Source organism: Nitratireductor sp. GISD-1A_MAKvit (genome assembly GCF_040819555.1).
GTDB lineage: Bacteria > Pseudomonadota > Alphaproteobacteria > Rhizobiales > Rhizobiaceae > Nitratireductor.
Window position 1 is genome coordinate 137,236 of the sequence record NZ_CP161919.1, and the last position, 16,931, is coordinate 154,166.

The 16,931-nt window shown below is 66.2% G+C and carries 16 protein-coding genes; 3 read left to right on the forward strand and 13 right to left on the reverse strand.

The window, feature by feature from the left end; all coding sequences use genetic code 11:
• The first annotated feature begins 2 nt into the window (after positions 1-2).
• Positions 3-869, forward strand: coding sequence for an amidohydrolase (locus AB2N04_RS00680; RefSeq protein WP_367714238.1), 867 nt, complete (start codon positions 3-5; stop codon positions 867-869).
• Between the two features lie 280 nt (positions 870-1,149).
• The gene (locus AB2N04_RS00685) at positions 1,150-2,367 is read left to right on the forward strand and encodes a GTP-binding protein (RefSeq protein ID WP_367714239.1); all 1,218 of its coding nucleotides are present in this window, start codon (positions 1,150-1,152) and stop codon (positions 2,365-2,367) included.
• Between the two features lie 154 nt (positions 2,368-2,521).
• On the opposite strand, the gene cobF is transcribed toward AB2N04_RS00685, so the two are convergent.
• The 8 genes from cobF to cbiE are packed head-to-tail and all read right to left on the reverse strand — an operon-like array spanning position 2,522 to position 9,540.
• The gene (gene cobF / locus AB2N04_RS00690) at positions 2,522-3,283 is read right to left on the reverse strand and encodes a precorrin-6A synthase (deacetylating) (protein ID WP_367714240.1); all 762 of its coding nucleotides are present in this window, start codon (positions 3,281-3,283) and stop codon (positions 2,522-2,524) included.
• Positions 3,284-3,285: 2 nt separating this feature from the next.
• Positions 3,286-4,299, reverse strand: coding sequence for a nicotinate-nucleotide--dimethylbenzimidazole phosphoribosyltransferase (cobT, locus tag AB2N04_RS00695; protein WP_367714241.1), 1,014 nt, complete (start codon positions 4,297-4,299; stop codon positions 3,286-3,288).
• Positions 4,300-4,308: 9 nt separating this feature from the next.
• Positions 4,309-5,061, reverse strand: coding sequence for an adenosylcobinamide-GDP ribazoletransferase (gene cobS, locus AB2N04_RS00700; protein WP_367714242.1), 753 nt, complete (start codon positions 5,059-5,061; stop codon positions 4,309-4,311).
• 4 nt (positions 5,062-5,065) lie between these two features.
• Entirely contained in the window at positions 5,066-6,379 is a 1,314-nt protein-coding gene (locus AB2N04_RS00705) for a cobyrinate a,c-diamide synthase (RefSeq protein ID WP_367714243.1), read from the reverse strand.
• Positions 6,376-7,152, reverse strand: coding sequence for a uroporphyrinogen-III C-methyltransferase (cobA, locus tag AB2N04_RS00710; RefSeq protein ID WP_367714244.1), 777 nt, complete (start codon positions 7,150-7,152; stop codon positions 6,376-6,378). Before cobA ends, AB2N04_RS00705 begins: the two co-directional genes overlap by 4 nt.
• The gene (gene cobM, locus AB2N04_RS00715) at positions 7,149-7,913 is read right to left on the reverse strand and encodes a precorrin-4 C(11)-methyltransferase (RefSeq protein ID WP_367714245.1); all 765 of its coding nucleotides are present in this window, start codon (positions 7,911-7,913) and stop codon (positions 7,149-7,151) included. The genes cobA and cobM overlap by 4 nt, the downstream gene beginning before the upstream one ends.
• Positions 7,910-8,296: a cobalamin biosynthesis protein gene (locus AB2N04_RS00720; protein WP_367714246.1), complete on the reverse strand. Its 387-nt coding sequence runs from the start codon at positions 8,294-8,296 to the stop codon at positions 7,910-7,912. Before AB2N04_RS00720 ends, cobM begins: the two co-directional genes overlap by 4 nt.
• Positions 8,293-9,540 carry a precorrin-6y C5,15-methyltransferase (decarboxylating) subunit CbiE gene (cbiE, locus tag AB2N04_RS00725; RefSeq protein ID WP_367714247.1) on the reverse strand — a complete coding sequence of 416 codons (1,248 nt, stop codon included), beginning with the start codon at positions 9,538-9,540 and terminating at the stop codon, positions 8,293-8,295. The genes AB2N04_RS00720 and cbiE overlap by 4 nt, the downstream gene beginning before the upstream one ends.
• Between cbiE and AB2N04_RS00730 the strand changes: the two genes are divergently transcribed.
• Entirely contained in the window at positions 9,539-10,312 is a 774-nt protein-coding gene (locus AB2N04_RS00730; RefSeq protein WP_367714248.1) for a cobalt-precorrin-6A reductase, read from the forward strand. The genes cbiE and AB2N04_RS00730 overlap by 2 nt on opposite strands.
• Here the strand turns inward: AB2N04_RS00730 and AB2N04_RS00735 are convergent.
• The 5 genes from AB2N04_RS00735 to cobN are packed head-to-tail and all read right to left on the reverse strand — an operon-like array spanning position 10,276 to position 16,929.
• A complete protein-coding gene (locus tag AB2N04_RS00735) occupies positions 10,276-11,040 on the reverse strand; it encodes a precorrin-3B C(17)-methyltransferase (RefSeq protein WP_367714249.1) in 765 nt (254 codons plus the stop codon). The genes AB2N04_RS00730 and AB2N04_RS00735 overlap by 37 nt on opposite strands.
• Complete coding sequence (locus AB2N04_RS00740) at positions 11,037-11,777, reverse strand: precorrin-2 C(20)-methyltransferase (RefSeq protein ID WP_367714250.1); 741 nt, start codon at positions 11,775-11,777, stop codon at positions 11,037-11,039. Before AB2N04_RS00740 ends, AB2N04_RS00735 begins: the two co-directional genes overlap by 4 nt.
• Entirely contained in the window at positions 11,774-12,406 is a 633-nt protein-coding gene (locus AB2N04_RS00745; protein WP_367714251.1) for a precorrin-8X methylmutase, read from the reverse strand. Before AB2N04_RS00745 ends, AB2N04_RS00740 begins: the two co-directional genes overlap by 4 nt.
• Positions 12,407-13,594 (reverse strand): precorrin-3B synthase, encoded by a 1,188-nt coding sequence (cobG, locus tag AB2N04_RS00750; RefSeq protein WP_367714252.1) that lies wholly within the window; start codon positions 13,592-13,594, stop codon positions 12,407-12,409.
• The gene (gene cobN / locus AB2N04_RS00755; protein WP_367714253.1) at positions 13,591-16,929 is read right to left on the reverse strand and encodes a cobaltochelatase subunit CobN; all 3,339 of its coding nucleotides are present in this window, start codon (positions 16,927-16,929) and stop codon (positions 13,591-13,593) included. Before cobN ends, cobG begins: the two co-directional genes overlap by 4 nt.
• Positions 16,930-16,931: the final 2 nt, after the last annotated feature.

Below are 16,931 nucleotides of genomic sequence, written 5' to 3' on the forward strand. Positions count from 1 at the left end.
CCATGCGCCGGATCGACGCCCACCAGCATTTCTGGAAACTTTCTCGTGGCGACTATGGCTGGCTGACGCCGGAGCTCTCCGCAATCTACCGCGATTTCCTGCCCGACGATCTCAGGCCCCTCATGCAGGCCGAGGGGATTGACGGGACGGTGCTTGTGCAGGCGGCGCCGAGCGACGCGGAAACGGATTTCATGCTCTCGCTGGCCGACGAGAACGCCTTCATCAGGGGCGTTGTCGGCTGGGTGGATTTCGAGAGCCCGGACGCACCGGCGCGCATCGCGGAGCTGGCTGCGCATCCGTGTCTCAAGGGCCTGCGCCCCATGATTCAGGACATCCCGGACCCGGACTGGATGCTGCACCCGCAACGCGACGCGGCGTTTCGCGCGCTGATCGACCACGGGCTCGTCTTCGATGCGCTGGTGCTGCCACGCCACCTGAAAAATCTCGCCGTGCTGGTGGACCGCTATCCCGAAATGACCGTGGTGATCGACCATTGCGCCAAACCGGACATCGCATCGGGCGCATTCGAGGCGTGGGCCGAAGACATGGCTGCTCTTGCCACGCGCGAACAGGTCTCGTGCAAGCTTTCCGGCCTGGTGACCGAGGCAGGTGAAAGCTGGAACCGGGAAACGCTTCAGCCCTATGCCGATCATGTGCTCACGGTCTTCGGGCCGGGCCGCGTGATCTGGGGCAGCGACTGGCCGGTCTGCACGCTTGCCGCAAGCTATTCCGAATGGTGCGAAGCGACCGCGGCGCTGCTCCAGCGGTTTGACGGGGAGGCGCGGGCAGCGATCCTCGGCGGCAATGCCGGGCGCATCTACGGGTTGACCCGAGCGCGGCTCTCTCGGAGCAGTGCACAGTTTCACTGAAACGCTGCCCCGTTCTATCTGTCGGATTTCCTGCATTTGTGCTGACGTCAGGTGTTTCCATTTGACTACAAAATGCTCTGATCGTTGAACGCTGGGCCGGTAGCGCGGCCCTGCGCCTTCCCACGCCCGTCGCCAAGCCACGCTCGCCCTGAGCCGGGCATCCATGCCGTTGCGGTCAGCACACATGATTTCCAGCAGCTGCGCTTTCGTTCCAGTTCGCCCACTTGCGCATCCGAAACGTTATGATATTACATACCAACGTCAGCCAGAGGAGCCATTCATGCCCAATCCGGACAACCGCCTGCCCGTCACCGTTCTTTCCGGCTTTCTGGGGGCGGGCAAGACAACGCTCCTGAACAATGTGCTCAACAACAGGGCAGGCCGCCGGGTGGCGGTGATCGTCAACGACATGTCGGAAGTGAACATCGATGCCGATCTGGTGCGCGAGGGCGGGGCAGATCTTTCACAGACCGACGAAAAACTGGTTGAGATGACCAATGGCTGCATCTGCTGCACGCTGCGCGACGATCTTCTGAAGGAGGTGCGGCGTCTGGCGGCGGAAGGGCGGTTCGATTATCTGCTGATCGAATCCACCGGCGTTTCCGAGCCGCTGCCGGTGGCGGCCACCTTCGAATTCCGCGATGAGCAGGGCATGAGCCTTTCCGATGTCGCGCGGCTCGACACGATGGTCACGGTGGTCGACACGCTGAACCTGCTCGAAGACTACGCCAGCCATGATTTCCTGCGCGACCGGGGCGAGGTCGCGGGCGAGGGGGACGAGCGCACGCTTGTGGATCTTCTGGTCGACCAGATCGAGTTTGCCGATGTCGTGATCCTGAACAAGGTGAGCGATGCCGGGCCGGAGCGTCTCGATGCGGCGCGCAAGATCGTCACCGCGCTCAACCCCGATGCGCAGATCATCGAAACCGATCATTCGCATGTTGCGCCAGAGCGCATCTTCGACACGGGGCTCTTCGATTTTGAGGCCGCGCACCAGCACCCGCTCTGGGCCAAGGAGCTTTATGGCTTCGCCGATCATGTGCCGGAGACGGAGGAATATGGCGTCTCCTCCTTCGTCTACCGTGCGCGGCGTCCCTTCCATCCGCAAAGAGTGCATGCGGTTCTCAATGCGCCGCTGCCGGGTGTGATCCGCGCCAAGGGGCATTTCTGGGTCGCAACCCGGCCCGACTGGGTTGCGGAATTCAGCCTTGCCGGCGCGCTATCCAGCGTGAAGCCGCTTGGCACCTGGTGGGCCGCGGTGCCGCGCGAGCGCTGGCCCAACCACCCGGAAGCCAAAACCTTCATGGACCGCTACTGGAGCGAACCTTATGGAGACCGGCGGCAGGAGCTCGTCTTCATCGGCACAGGCATGGACCGCGATCGCATCACGGCTGCACTCGATGCCGCTCTAGTGGGCAGCGAAACGCGGTTTGATCCCGCAGAGTTCCGCGCGCTGGCAGATCCTTTTCCACGATGGCAGCGAGCACAGGCCGCCTGAGGCGCGGGTGCTTGCCTTCTCCCCCGCCCTTCGACAAGCTCAGGGTGAGGGAAAAGGCAGGGAGAACCTGGCATAAGCATCAACGCAGAAGGCATCCCACATAGCCCTCATCCTGAGCTCGTCGAAGGACGGGGGCGGGATGACGTGCCCAAACCTAACCCCGCAGCCGCAAGAGATAGGTATCCATGATCCAGCCCCGCTCTTCCCGCGCTTTGGCGCGCGTTTCCACGATACGTCCGGCCACATCCCCAAGCAGCCCGCTAATCAGCAGCTCCTCCGCTGTGCCGAGATACGCCCCCCAATAAATCTCGAAGGCCTCGCCGTCGAGCGTCTGAAAAGCGCAGTCGCCGTCGAGCATGACGAGCAGCGTGTCGGCATTCGGCGGAAAGCCCTCCGCTTTCAGCCGCCGACCGGTGGTGATCAGGATCGAACCGCCAATCGTGTTGATCGGCATATGGTGGCTGGCCGCGAGCGCCTGAATGCTGGTGATCCCCGGCACCACTTCCAGCGCGACGTCAAGCCCGGTTTCCCGGCGCATGTGCTCGATGATGCGCAGCGTGCTGTCATAGAGCGAAGGATCGCCCCAGACGAGAAACGCCGCACAGCCCGTCTCGCCCGTATGGGCCGCGAGCAGATCGCCATAGGCGCGGGCGATGGCCATGTGCCAGTCGTCCACGCTCTGGCGATAGCTCGGATTGGCCGCATCGCGCACCGGCAGGTCGAACTCCACGATCCGCGTCTGCCGGTTTTCCAGAAACCGCTCGCAGATGACGCGGCGCAGATCTGCCAGATCCTCCTTTGCCTCTCCCTTGCGGGGGATGAGGATCACGTCAGCCCGGTTAAGCGCATTGATGCCCTGAACCGTCATGTGTTCGGGATTGCCGGTGCCGATGCCTATGAGCGAAAGCGTGCGCATCGCTAACCGTCCGAAACGCCGGCTTCGGCAAAGGTCGCCATGCCGTTGTGGCAGGCAAGTGCTGCGCGCAGGATGTTGATGGCAAGGCATGCGCCGGAACCTTCCCCAAGCCGCATGTCGAGATCGAGCAGCGGTTTGAGACCGAGTTCGGCAAGCAGTTTGCGGTGCCCCGGCTCGGCGGAAACATGGCCGGCAATGGCGTGCGCCAGACCGCCTTCGCAAAGACGCGCCAGCGGGGCGACTGCCGAACCGCACACGAAACCGTCGAGCAGCAGCGGGATGCGCTTGTGCCGCGCGGCAAGGGCCGCGCCGAACATGGCGGCAAGCTCGCGGCCGCCGACGCGGCGCAGCGCCTGAAGCGGATCGGAAAGCGCATCGCCATGGCAGGCGAGTGCGGCATCCACGGCCTCTGCCTTGCGCGACAGTCCGGCATCGTCGACGCCCGTGCCACGCCCGACCCAGTCGGCTCCTCTGCCGCCAAACAGGGCTGCGGCAAGGGAAGCTGCGGCGGTGGTGTTGCCAATGCCCATTTCTCCGAGTGCGATGAGATCGGCTCCTTCCGGCACCGCATCGAAACCGGTCTGAACGGCGGTCAGGAAGTCGGCTTCATCCATTGCCGGCGCTTGCGTGAAGTCCGCCGTGGGCCGCTCGATCTTCAGCGGCGTGACGGTGAGGCTCGCTCCGGCCTGTTTTGCAAGCTGGTTGATGGCCGCGCCCCCGGCGGAGAAATTCGCCACCATCTGCGCCGTCACTTCGGCGGGAAAGGCCGAGACGCCGCGTGCGGTCACGCCATGAGAGCCGGCAAAGATCAATACATGCACTTCGTCGAGCGCGGGCTTTTCGCGCCCCTGCCAGCGGGCCAGGCGAATGGCCGCGTCCTCCAGCCGGCCAAGACTGCCGGGCGGTTTGGTCAGCACGGTCTGACGGGCGGCTGCGGCCTGCGCCGCCTCGTCATCGCCTTCGGGCCGGTCGTTACAGGCGGTGCGCAGGTCGTCGATTGAGGAAAAGCGGGTCATGGAAATCCTTCAGGTAAAATGAGCGACGGCGGCGATGAGCAGAACGGTCTCGGCAAGCTGCTGCAGCGCGCCGAGCACATCGCCCGTCTGCCCGCCGATCTGTCGCTCGGCGAGCCACTTGATGAGAAAGAGCGCGAGAGCGAGAAGCGGCGCGGCAATGACAGCGAAGCCGGGACCGGGAACAAGAAGCAGAACGCCGCTAATCGCCAGCGCCACGAGAACCGTGCCTCTGGAGGGGCGTCCGGCACCCGCCGAGAGCCCGTTGTCGCGTGCTGGTGGCGAGAGCCGCATCAGCGCCGGCATCAGGGCGCGCGAGGCCGTGTGGGCGATCAGCAATGCGGGAATGGCGGCAAGGCCGAGGGCGACGAGCGCCGACCAGCGCAGGAGGAAAGACAGGATTAGCGCCACGACACCATAGGAGCCAATGCGGCTGTCCTTCATGATGGCGAGCTTTTTCTCGCGCGTTGAACCGCCGCCAAAACCGTCGGCCACGTCGGCCAGCCCGTCCTCATGCAGACCGCCGGTCAGAAGCACGCTCACGACAAGCGCGATGGCGGCAGCGATGGTGGCTGGCAGGCCGAGCATGATGACACCCGTCAAAGCGGCAGCGCACACCGCTCCAATGAAAAGACCGGTCAGCGGTGCCGCCCATTGTGCATTGGCAAACCCGTGCGCAGGCATCTCGAACGCCGGCAAAGGAAGCCGCGTGTAAAAGCCGAGGCAGGCAGCCATGTCGCGTAGCGCGTTGCGGGGTCCGGCCATCGCGTCAACTCCGCGCTATGGTGTGGAAATAGGTGCCCGACACATGCCCGCGCCGCCCGCCGGAGGGACCGAGGTCGCGGCCCTGACCATCCGCAAGCGTGGCGAGCGGCGCATCATTGCCCGGCTCTACCAGACGCGAATAGTGGAACTCATGACCACGGATCGTCCCGCCCTTGCTGCCGATGGCGCAATCGCTCATGAGCGTTGCCTGCCGATAGCCGAGGTTCATCTTGCGCTTCGCATAGCTCGTGACATGGCCAAGCAAACCCAGCATGGCGTGGGTCGTGCCGTACGCATCTTCCAGCGCCTTCCCCAGAACCATGAATCCGCCGCACTCGCCATGAACGGGCCTGGTCTCTGCGAAAGCCTTCATCGAAGCGCGGAAGTGTCCCGCCGCTGCAATCCGCCCCGCGTGAAGCTCGGGATACCCACCCGGCAGCCAGCAGGCGTCAGCGTTCTCCGCCGGCCCCTCATCGGCAAGCGGTGAGAAGGGCAGAAGCTCGGCCCCCGCCGCGCGCCAGTGGCGGGCGAGATGCGGATAGACGAAGCTGAAAGCGGCATCCTGCGCGATGGCGATGCGCTGGCCCGGCGGCGGCAAAAGCCGCGCCGCATCGCCCGCATGCATGGAAAGCGGCACGGCGGCCTTCATCACCGCGTCGAGGTCGATGGCCTCTTCCATCACATCGGCCAGCCGTTCGATGAAGGCTTCGAGCGCGGCATGTTCGCTCGCCTGCACAAGGCCCAGATGCCGCTCCGGCAGCGCCATGTCCGGGTTGCGATAGACCGCGCCCAGAACCGGAATGCCGATGGCCTCGATGGCGTCGCGCGCCATCGCTTCGTGGCGCGGGCTCGCCACCTGGTTGAGCACGACGCCGGCAATCCGCACTTTCGGGTCATAGGCGGCGAAACCCTTTGCCAGCGCAGCAGCCGTCTGCGACTGGCCGGACACATCGAGAATGACGAGGCAGGGCACATCATAAAGCCGCGCAATGTCCGCCGCCGCACCAGATCGTCCCGGCTCCGAAACGATGCCGTCGAACAGACCCATCGCGCTTTCGATGAGCAGCATGTCGGCATCTTCGCTTTGCCGGCTTCCAAGATGCGCGAGCAGATCCGGGTGCATGGCCCAGCTGTCCAGATTGACGCCGGGATGCCCCGTCGCCGCCTGATGAAAGCCGGGATCGATGTAATCGGGGCCGGATTTCGCGCCGCGCACCGCAAGACCGCGCCTTTTGAGCGCGCGCATCAGGCCGATGGTCACGCTGGTCTTGCCCGAGCCCGAACGCGCCGCCCCGATGATGATTGCCCGCGCCGTCATGTCAGTGCCTCGCGCAGCGCAACGATACCGCCGATCACGATGATCGAGGGGGAACCGAACCCTTGAGCCTCCGCTTGTGAAACAAGTGTCGAAAGCGTGGTGGTGAGAATGCGCTCATCCGGCTTCGTCGCATTCATGATGAGGGCTGCCGCCGTATCGCCCGCCATGCCGCCGGAAGTGAGCGCATCCACGATCCGGGCAAGCCTGTGCATGCCCATATAGATGACGATGGGTTGGCCGGTTTTGGCGAGCGCCGCCCAGTCGAGATCATCCGGCGTGCCGGCGGCGTGACCGGTGGCGAATATCACCGCCTTGTTCACGCCGCGCATGGTGGCGGGTATGCCCGCATCGGCAAGCGCCCCGACAGCCGAGGTGATGCCCGGCAGGAAGCGGAAGGGAATGCCGGCAAGTGCCAGTGTCAGGGCTTCCTCGCCGCCGCGGCCAAACATGTTGGGGTCTCCGCCCTTCAGACGCAGCACCCGATTTCCGGCCTCGGCTTCTGCCACCATCAGCCGGTTGATCTCGTCCTGCGCAGTCGAGGGCTGGCCGGCACGTTTGCCGACGAAAATGTGCCGGGCCTGCGGCGCAGCCTTCAGGATATCGGGGTCCACCAGCGCGTCATAGATCACCACATCCGCCGCATCGAGCGCGGCCAGAACACCGAGCGTCAGGCAGGCAAAGCCGCCGGGACCTGCGCCGGCAAGCCACACATGGCCGGGTTCGAATGGCGTCGGCTGGAAGGGAAGTCGGCTCAACGCCTCAGTCAGGCTCATAATCCCTCCCGTCCGCGAAACCGGCGCTGATAATCGGCGCTGTAGAGCGCGCTTTCACGAAAATCCTCGGCACCCAGCCCCGGCCCGACGAGAATGAGCGCCGTGCGCTCGATCGGGTCCTTCGCCATCTCTGCCTCGATGGTGGAAAGCGTGCCGCGCAGAATGCGTTCGTCCGGCCAGCTTGCCCGCGCCACGATGGCGACAGGGCAGTCCGGGCCGTAATGCGGGGTCAGCTCCGCCACCACCCGGTTGAGCGCGTGAATGGCGAGATGAATGGCGAGCGTTGTGCCGGTGGCCGCGAAATTGGCGAGCGTCTCGCCCTCCGGCATTTTCGACGCACGGCCGGAAATGCGGGTCAGAACGAGGCTCTGCGCCACTTCCGGAATGGTCAGCTCGCGCCCCAGCGCCGCCGCAGCCGCCGAGAAGGACGGCACGCCCGGCGTCAGCGTGTAATCGATGCCGAGTGCTGCAAGACGGCGGATCTGTTCAGCCACCGCACTCCAGACCGAAAGATCGCCCGAATGAAGCCGGGCAATGTCCTCGCCCGCTTCATGGGCGCGGATATATTCCGCCTCGATCTCTTCAAGCGACATGGGCGCGGTGTTGACGATGCGCGCGCCCGGCGGGCAATGCGTCAGCAGCTCCTCCGGCACCAGCGAACCGGCATAGAGGCACACCGGGCAACGCGCGATCAGGTCGCGGCCGCGAACGGTGATGAGGTCGGCAGCGCCCGGTCCGGCGCCAATGAAATGAACGGTCATGATTGTCTTCCGGTGGTCGCGATGGCGCAGGTTACGCCGTCAAGTGTGAGCCTCGGCCCGAGAAGCCGGGCGGCTGGGCCGCAGACGGCCAGCGCCGCCGCCTCCGAGGCCGAAGGCAGGCCGGTGGCGGCGAGCGCCTGTTCCGAACGGGTCAGGCAGTGCGTCGCCGCTGCCCGCATTGCAGCCTCATCGGCAATGATGAGCGGCAGGCGGAGCGCCTTTGCAGCGTCCGTCAGGCCGGGCTCGTCCCGCTTCCGTGGCACGGTCGCCAGCGCATTGAGCCTGTTCCGCGCGATGTCATGCATTGTCAGGGCGGCGTCGAGTGCGGCAAGAACCGCCTCGCTTGTGACGCCTTTTCTGGCTCCAAACCCGGCGCAGATCATGGTCTCCTCCAGCGCCATTGAAGCACCGGCATGGCCGGGCGCAACGCCGTCATGCCGCCAACGGGGGCGGCGCGCGCGATGGCGATCTCGATCAGCTCTCCGCCGTGCTGCCCATGGCAGTCGATCAGAAGCGCCTGCGTTTCGAGCGTCACCCCGTTTGCAACAAGGCGGCCCCCGGTTCCAAGAGCGGCAATCGCGGCCTCCATGAGCCCCGGCACAGTCGCCCCGCCACCGATGAAAACCACGTCTGGTGCTGCAAGGCCCGCGAACGCGGCAGGCGCTTTTCCTTCAACCACGGTGAGCTGAGGCACGCCCATGCGCTCGGCATTGCGGGCAATGCGTTCCGCCCGCTCCCCGTCCGCCTCGATGGCGATGGCGCTCAGCGATGGATGCTGACGCAGCCATTCGATGGAAATCGAGCCTGAACCTGCTCCGATGTCCCAGAGCCGCTCACCCCGTTTCGGGGCAAGCGCTGAAAGCGTGACGGCCCGCACCTCCGATTTGGTGATCTGCCCGTCATGCTCGAAAAGCCCGTCTTCCAGCCCGGTTCCAAGCGGCAGAATGCGCGCATCCTCATCCGCCGCCACCTCAATGGCGACCACGTTCAGATCGTCAAAGCGTTCTGCAGAAAGCGCGGAAGCCACGCCGCTCACCTGCCGTTCGCGCGGACCGCCCAGCGCTTCCAGCACGGTGAAACGCGAGGAGCCAGACCCTTCTGCAGTAATCAGCCCAGCAATCGCAGCCGGAGCCGCGCCATCGGATGTGAGCGCGAGAATGCGCGTGCCGGGATGAAGCAGCGGGCGGATCGGCGCGATGGGCCGGCCATGCAGAGAAACCGTCTCGACCGATTGCAGCGGCCAGCCAAGCCGGGCAGCGGCAAGCGCAAAGGAAGACGGGGCGGAAAAGACACGCATTTCTTCTGCCGGAATGCGCCGCGCCAGCGTCGCGCCAACGCCGAAGTGAAACGGATCGCCGGAGGCGAGCACGCAGACATTCTTGCCTCTCAGGGCTTCGATTTCATCGACCGCCTTATCGAAAGGCGAGGGCCATGGACGCGGCTCGCCCGCAATCTCATCTGCCGCAAGTTCAAGATGCCGCGCGCCGCCGAAGACGATCTCCGCATCGGCAATCGCGCGGCGTGCTTCCTCACCGAGCCCGGCCATACCGTCCTCGCCGATCCCCACGATGGCAAGCCAGCGCTTAGCGCTTTCCGCCTGACTGCAAAATGCTCTAGAAGACGTCATGGCAAAGCAGACCCTTCTCATTCTTGGTGGAACAGGCGAAGCACGGCGGCTCGCGGAGCGGCTCTGCGCGCGCAGCGCGCTGCGTGTCGTCACCTCGCTTGCCGGGCGCACAAGCACGCCGGAAGCCTTGCAGGGCGAGGTGCGTGTGGGCGGTTTCGGCGGCGCCGATGGGCTTGCGCGTTACCTCGAGGACCAACGCATCGACCTGATGGTAGATGCCACGCATCCCTTCGCCGCGCGCATGGCGCGCAACGCGGCGGAAGCGGCCAGACTGACCGGCGTGCCGCTCATCACGCTCATGCGTCCCGCCTGGCAGCCGGTCGCCGGCGACAACTGGCAGATCGCGTCCGGCATGGCCGAGGCGGCCAAGTTGCTCGGGCAAGAGCCCCGGCGCGTCTTTCTGGCCATTGGCCGGCAGGAAGTTCAAATGTTTCGCGCGGCGGCGCAGCATCATTATCGGGTGCGCAGCGTGGAGCCGGTCGAACCGTCCCACCTGCCGGCCAATGCCCACTGCATTCTGGCGCGCGGTCCGTTTTCCGAAGCAGATGAAATCGCGCTGCTCACCGAGCACCGCATCGACATCGTGGTGGCCAAGAACAGCGGCGGCGCGGCGACCTATGGCAAGATTGCTGCAGCGCGCAGGCTCGGTCTGCCCGTGATCATGATCGACCGGCCCAAACCATCGGGCACCGCCACCGTGGCCAATGTCGATGAAGCCCTGGCTGCGATCGAGGCTCATCTGGCGGCTCCCGTCGCCGAGCGCGGCGCATAGACCAGCGGCGGTTTTCCGGGGCGCTCGATCATCCGCGTTTCGGGCGACCCGATGATAACGCAGGTGGCCATGTCGGCCATCTCGCCACGCGCCTCGTTCAGTGGAACAATCGCCATGCGTTCGTCGTGGCGACCGGCGGCGCGGCCGAACACGACGGGCGTCGATGCCGGTAGAATGCCGCTCAACAGCTCAAAAGCGCGACCAAGCTGCCAGGGCCGGGCGCGGCTGATCGGATTGTAGAGCGCGATCACGAAGCCCGCACCGGCAGCCGCAGCCAGCCGGGTTTCGATCAGTTCCCAGGGTTTCAGATTGTCCGAAAGCGATATGGCGCAGAAATCGTGGCCGAGCGGCGCGCCCACGCGGGCCGCCACGGCCAGCATGGCCGTCAGCCCCGGCACGGTCTCCAGATCGAGCGCGCGCCATTCCTGCGGCCCATGCTCGATGGCCTCGCACACCGCCGCCGCCATGGCGAAAACACCTGCATCCCCGCCCGAAACCACGGCCACATGCCTGCCTTGGGCCGCCATGGTGAGCGCCGCCTTCGCGCGGGCAAGCTCTTCCCGGTTGTCGGAGGCGTGGCGGGTCTGGCCGTCACTCAGGTCAAGCCGGTCGAGATAGGGGCCATAGCCGAAGAAATCGCTCGCCGCCGCGATGGCCATCCGCGCCTCCGGCGTCGTTTGCGCCGGGTTCCCGGGCCCGGTGCCTATGATGACGAGACGCCCGCTCATGCCACCGCCTCGCCCGGCTTTGTCCGCCAGCCCGGGCCGAGCACCAACGAGAAATAGGGGGCCTCGTCGTCCGCCTTGTCGGCGAGCGGCATCATGCCTGTCTTGTCCATCGTGCCCCGTTCCACATACACCGCGCCGCTAAGCCTGCCGGCGCGGGTAAGCGCCCGGCGGATCTTTGCCAGGTTGCGCCCCACCTTCATGATGACGAAGGCCTCCGTGTCGCTCACGCGGCGAACAAGCTCGTCTTCGGAAAGCGTGCCGGGCAGGACCGTCATGATGTCGTCGCCCTGAACGATGGCGATGCCCGCCTGCGACCAGCAGCCGGACATGGCCGTGATGCCGGGGATCACCTCGGCCGGATAGAGCGGGGCAAGCCGCACATGCAGATGCATGTAGGAACCATAGAACAGCGGATCGCCCTCGCTCAGAACGGCAACCGTGCGCCCCGCTTTCAGATGCGCTTCCACCGTGCGCGCCGAAGCTTCGTAAAAACCGGTGATGGCCTCGATGTAGCGCGGGTCGTTCCTGTCGATCTCGGTGGTGACCGGATATTCGAGCGGCAGTTCCTCGATGCCCTCCGGTAAAAGCCCCTCCACCGTGCGCCGGGCATTCCCCCTGCGCCCACGTTTTGCGAAATGGGCCACCACATCCGCCCGCTCCAGCGCCTTCAGCGCCTTCACGGTGATGAGCTCGGGATCGCCGGGTCCGGTGCCGACGCCAATCAGGGTTCCGCTCACAGTCCGGCCCTCGCCAATGCGTTGATCGCCGCCGCCGTCATGGCGCTGCCGCCCATGCGGCCACGCACGATGGCAAAGGGAATGCCAAGCCCGCTCTCGGCCAGCGCTTCCTTGGATTCCATCGCGCCGACAAAGCCCACCGGCATGCCTATGATGGCGGCAGGCTTCGGCGCACCGGCGCGCAGCATGTCGAGCAGGTAGAAGAGTGCGGTCGGCGCATTGCCGATGGCCACCACCGCGCCCTCCATATGCTCGCGCCACAGTTCCAGCGCCGCGGCGGAGCGCGTGTTGCCAAGCTTTTGTGCAAGCTCCGGCGTGCGCGCATCGCGCAGGGTGCAGATCACGTCGTTTTCGGCGGGCAGCCGTGTGCGGGTCACCCCGCGTGCCACCATCTCCGCATCGCACAGGATCGGCGCACCCGCCTTCAGCGCCGCGCGGCCTGCCGCAACGAACCCTTCGGAGAAGACGAAATGTCTCGCGGCCTCCACCAGCCCGCAGGCATGGATCATGCGGATGGCGACATCGGCCTCTTGCGCGCTGAAACGCGCGAGATCGGCCTCGGCGCGGATGATCGCAAACGACTTTTCATAGATGGCGTTGCCGTCGCGTATGTATTCGGTTTCTTGCATTCAGCCTGTCTTTCGAAGAAGGGCAGCGCGCAGCGTCTCGCCGCGCTCGAGGAGGAAGGTGCGAAGGCGCTCGGAAGGTTCTGCGCCAACGGAGAAGATCGTGCAGCCACCTTCAGCCGCGATCAGGTTCACAACCGGCCCGGTGGGCTGGGCGCAGGCTTTTTCGCAGGCCGAAAGGTGAAGACGGAAGGGACCATCGGGCAAGCCGGCTTCCGCCGCCTCGGCGGCAAGAGCCTTGGCGTCGAACCGCGCCGACGCACAGGCCGGCGCGCCGGCGCAGGCGGCGATGGAGAGGCGCGGGTCATGCCGATCCGTGACAAAGCCAAGGGCGTGAGCTGCCTGCAGCACCTCGTCGTGACCGGCGTCGTCGAGACCGAGCAGAAGCAGGCCGCTGCGCGGCGCAAGGCGAATTTCCCTGGCATCGAATGCCGCCTCGCAGAGCGCGACCAGCGCCTCCGCCGCAATCTGGCCGAAGGGCAGGGCGACACCGAGCGCGCTTTTCCCGTCTTCTAGAACGAACCGGCCAACCGGTGCGCTGTCGGCCCGTGCGGGATATTCCGCAGATGGCTCAAGTCCCGTCTGAAGCGTATCTTTCTGCGCCTGCGTAAGGTCACGCGCCCGGCCGCCGGTCCGCGCCAGCAGATCGATCACCGAAAGCGCTGCAGCGCCCGCCGTCTGCTCATCGCCTGAGCCCAGCCAGTGCGCCGTCGCGCCAATGCCGCCAAGGCCGATCAGCCAAGAACCATCGCCCAGCGCCACAAGTTTGATGTCGGCGCTGATCGCATCGAGATGCAACGCTCCGCCTTCATCCACGGTGACAGACACCTTGGGGGCGAGCAGCGCGCCATAATTGCGCTCTGCCACATGGGCATTGATGCGCTCCGCAAGCGGGTGGGCCGGCGCTAGCGGTCCCGTTTCCACCGCAAAGCCGTCGACAGGGCCAAGCTCCAGCGCACCGATCTCATTCCGGAGCAAAGGCGTGCTTTCCTCAGTCAATCCGCGTATCTGCAATTTGCCGCGTGCGGTCACTTCCAGAATGCCGTTGCCATGGCGGCCCGCGGCTTTGGCGATGCCCGCCAGTTTCTCAAGAGTCAGCACGCCATGGGCCGGCGCAATCCGCGCGAGCAGCCCGTCGCCGGTCTTCATGGGGGCGGAGAGTGTGGGGCATGCGCCGCGTCGCATCGTCATGCCGTCGCCTCCGCCAGAAGTGCCGCCAGATCGTCATCGACGGAGTTGCGGCGCGGGTGCCAGAGGCCGCGCCTGCGCGCAGCGGAAAACCGCTCTGCCATGGCGCGGGCGGCGACGGGGTTTTCCGCCAGAAGAAAATCGCGCACCCGTTCATCGCCGAGATAGGCATCGAACACGGCATCGATCAGGCTGCCCGAAACCGCATCCGTGGTCTCGGCAAAGCCGATCAGCCGGTCCACCGTTTCCGTCAGTTCCGCCGCACCGCGCGGGCCGTGGCGCAACTGCCCGTCGATGAAGCGTGGATTGACCGCACGGGCGCGCACGGTGCGGGCAATGGCCTGCGCCAGCGAGCGGGCGCGCGGGCGTTCCGGATCGGTCGTGTCGAGCACCACAAGATCGGCCTTGCCGCCCAGCGCTTCGATGGCCGCCGCAAACCCGCCGATGAAGGCCACATCCGCCGAGCCTTCGAGAATATCGCGCCCGGCATCGTCGCCGGTGTGGATAAGCATGTCGGCCTCCGCCACCTGCCGCGCAAACGCGCCGTCTTCCCGCCGGCCTTCGCCTTCCGCGCCGCCAAACGCATAGGCGCCGGCGGCGAGATAGGCTTCGCCCAGCTCGGCGCGTTCCTGCCAGTCTCCGCGCGCAAGCTTTTCTTCCGGCCCCGCGCCATAGGTGCCGGGAGCAGAGCCGAAAATGCGCGCCGGAGCCTTGCCGGCCTTCCGCGCGGCGGCGGCAAGCGGGTTTTCGCTGTCGTCCTCGTCGCGCGCGGCCACGGCGGCAACCGCCGTATCGAGAAGCGCGATCTGGGTGGGGAACATGTCGCGAAACAGGCCGGAAATGCGCCACGTCACGTCGATGCGCGGGCGGCCAAGGCTGGCCGGCGGCAGCACTTCAATGCCCGTCACGCGCCCCGTCGCCTGATCCCATTGCGGCCGGCAGCCCATCAGCGCCAGACCCTGTGCGATCTCCTCGCCGCCAGTGCGCAGGCTCGCGCTGCCCCACAGGTCGAGAACGAGTGAGCGCGGCCAGTCGCCGTGCTCCTGCAGATAGCCGCGCACGGCCTCATCCGCCGCCATCCCGCCCAGTGCGGTTGCGGTTGGCGTGGGCAGGGTTCGCGGATCGGCGGTGAAAATGTTGCGGCCGGTCGGCAAAACATCGGTACGCCCCCGCGCGGGCGCGCCGGAGGGGCCGGGAGCAATGTGTCGGGCATCGAGTGCGGCCAGAAGCGCGCGCTTTTCGCTCTCCGCGCAGGCGCTGCGTTCAGGCGCTTCATCCGTGCCGCTGCCCCGGCCATAGATGTGCAGCCCGTCCTTGATGGCGAAATCTTTCAGATCACAGAGCCAGGCGTCGATCTGCATCAGCGCCGCATCCGTGTCGCCCGTGTCCTCCACGCCGGCATCGCGGGTGAGGCCGGTGCGCTCAGCGGTTTCCACGATCAGCTTTGCCAGCCGGTCGCGGCGGCGGCGGTCGAGCCCGTCGGCCTGCGCATATTCATCCACCAGCCGTTCCAGCTCCTGCTGGTCTTCAGAAAGCCCGGCACCCGCCAGCGGCGGTGTCAAATGCCCGAGCGTGATGGCACCAATGCGGCGCTTGGCCTGCGCGGCTTCCCCCGGATTGCTGACGATGAAGGGATAGACCACCGGCAGCGCACCGGCGACGATTTCGGGGAAACAGGTTTCCGTCAGCGCCACGGTCTTGCCCGGCAGCCATTCCAGCGTGCCATGCGCGCCCACATGGATCAGCGCGTGAGCCTGGAGCCGCTCCCGCATCCACTGGCCGAAAGCGACGAGTGCATGGCGCGGCGCAAGCGTCGGGTCATGATAGTCGACGCGGCGGTCTGCCGAGCGTCCCCGATCCGGCGCAAGCGCCACGGTGATATTGCCGAACCGCGCCGCGCGGAACGGAAAGACGCCATCCTCCGTGTCGTCGTTCGCCGGCCCCCAGGTGGCCAGCAGCTTCTCGCGCGCCTCCTCAGGCAGTGCATCGAAGGCATTGTGATAGTCTTCCAGCGATAATCGCTCGGAGGGCTGTTCCAGTCGCTGCATCAGTGCGCGCGGTGTCTCCGGAACACCGGCAACCGCATACCCCGCCGCACCAAGATCATGCAGCATGGCGAGCACGCTCGACGGCACGTCCAGCCCCACCGCATAGCCGGTGCGGCCGGGTGCGCTCGGATAATCCGGGATCAGGATGACAATCCGGCGTTCGGCTTTTGGTGTTCGGGCAAGTTTCAGATGCGCCGCGATCCTTGCCGCCACCTGCCTGATGCGCGCGGGTTCCGGCCGGTTGCGCTGAACGCCGAAGGACAGCCCCTCGTCCAGCGCCGCCTCGTCCTTGAACGAAATCGCACCGGCCATCAGCCGACCATCGAGTTCCGGCAGCACCACATGCATGGCGAGGTCCGCCGGGGCGAGGCCGCGCTGGCCTTCCTGCCACGCCTCGCGCCGCGTGGTGGCGGTGACCACCTGAAAGACCGGCACGCCAAAGCTGTCGAACAGTGTTTTTTCGCCGGGCTCCGCGCCGCTGGAAAAGGCCGTGGCGGTGATGAGCGCCTGTGGTTTCATTGCCTCCACGGCATCCCGCACGAAATCAGAGGCAACCGGATCACGCAGGCTGGAGACGAAAACGGGAATGGCGCACAACCCCTGTTCCTCAAGCGCCTCCACCAGCGCGTCGATGGGCGCGACATCGCTGGCGAGCAGCATGGAACGGTAGAAGAGGATTGGCACGACAGGCCTGTCGGCATTCGTACTGGCCGAGAAGAAGCCAGCCTCCACAATGCCGTGGCCCGGTGCATAGAAGCCTGCCTTGGCGACCGGTTCCGCTTCCGGCGCTTCGAGCTCCCACCCCGCAAGGCGCGCAAGCTGCCAGGTCAGCGCGCGCATATTGTCCGGCCCGCCCTCGCGGAAACAGGCAAGCAACGCCGCGCGCGCTTCCGGCGAAACGGTGGATCGTTCGGCAAGGCGCGGGTCGTCCTCATGGCATTCGCCGGGAAGCAGCGCCAGCGCGATGCCCTTGTCTCGCGCAAGCTCTGCCAGCCGGTCGCAGCCATAGCGCCACCACTCATAGCCACCCAGCACCCGCACCAGAATGGTGCGGGCATGCGCTGCCGTGTTGTCGATCCACAGATCGACAGACATGGGGTGTCTGAGGTCACGCAAGGCGGCGAGGCGCAGCGAGGGCAGGGCCTCGCGGCTCCCCTGCCATGCAGAGGCGATCCCCGCCAGATCGCTGTCGGTAAACGACAGCGCAACCATGTCCGCCGGCGACTGCTGCAGATCGACAGGCTCGATCAGATCGTCGAGTGAGGCGGTGGTGGTGGCGAGGATGTGCATCG

Coding starts and splice junctions, on each gene's coding strand:
- AB2N04_RS00680 (WP_367714238.1), top strand. CDS start 3: ATGCGCCGGATCGACGCCCACCAGCATTTCTGGAAACTTTCTCGTGGC.
- AB2N04_RS00685 (WP_367714239.1), top strand. CDS start 1,150: ATGCCCAATCCGGACAACCGCCTGCCCGTCACCGTTCTTTCCGGCTTT.
- cobF (WP_367714240.1), bottom strand. CDS start 3,283: ATGCGCACGCTTTCGCTCATAGGCATCGGCACCGGCAATCCCGAACAC.
- cobT (WP_367714241.1), bottom strand. CDS start 4,299: ATGACCCGCTTTTCCTCAATCGACGACCTGCGCACCGCCTGTAACGAC.
- cobS (WP_367714242.1), bottom strand. CDS start 5,061: ATGGCCGGACCCCGCAACGCGCTACGCGACATGGCTGCCTGCCTCGGC.
- AB2N04_RS00705 (WP_367714243.1), bottom strand. CDS start 6,379: ATGACGGCGCGGGCAATCATCATCGGGGCGGCGCGTTCGGGCTCGGGC.
- cobA (WP_367714244.1), bottom strand. CDS start 7,152: ATGAGCCTGACTGAGGCGTTGAGCCGACTTCCCTTCCAGCCGACGCCA.
- cobM (WP_367714245.1), bottom strand. CDS start 7,913: ATGACCGTTCATTTCATTGGCGCCGGACCGGGCGCTGCCGACCTCATC.
- AB2N04_RS00720 (WP_367714246.1), bottom strand. CDS start 8,296: ATGATCTGCGCCGGGTTTGGAGCCAGAAAAGGCGTCACAAGCGAGGCG.
- AB2N04_RS00730 (WP_367714248.1), top strand. CDS start 9,539: ATGGCAAAGCAGACCCTTCTCATTCTTGGTGGAACAGGCGAAGCACGG.
- cbiE (WP_367714247.1), bottom strand. CDS start 9,540: ATGACGTCTTCTAGAGCATTTTGCAGTCAGGCGGAAAGCGCTAAGCGC.
- AB2N04_RS00735 (WP_367714249.1), bottom strand. CDS start 11,040: ATGAGCGGGCGTCTCGTCATCATAGGCACCGGGCCCGGGAACCCGGCG.
- AB2N04_RS00745 (WP_367714251.1), bottom strand. CDS start 12,406: ATGCAAGAAACCGAATACATACGCGACGGCAACGCCATCTATGAAAAG.
- cobG (WP_367714252.1), bottom strand. CDS start 13,594: ATGACGATGCGACGCGGCGCATGCCCCACACTCTCCGCCCCCATGAAG.
- cobN (WP_367714253.1), bottom strand. CDS start 16,929: ATGCACATCCTCGCCACCACCACCGCCTCACTCGACGATCTGATCGAG.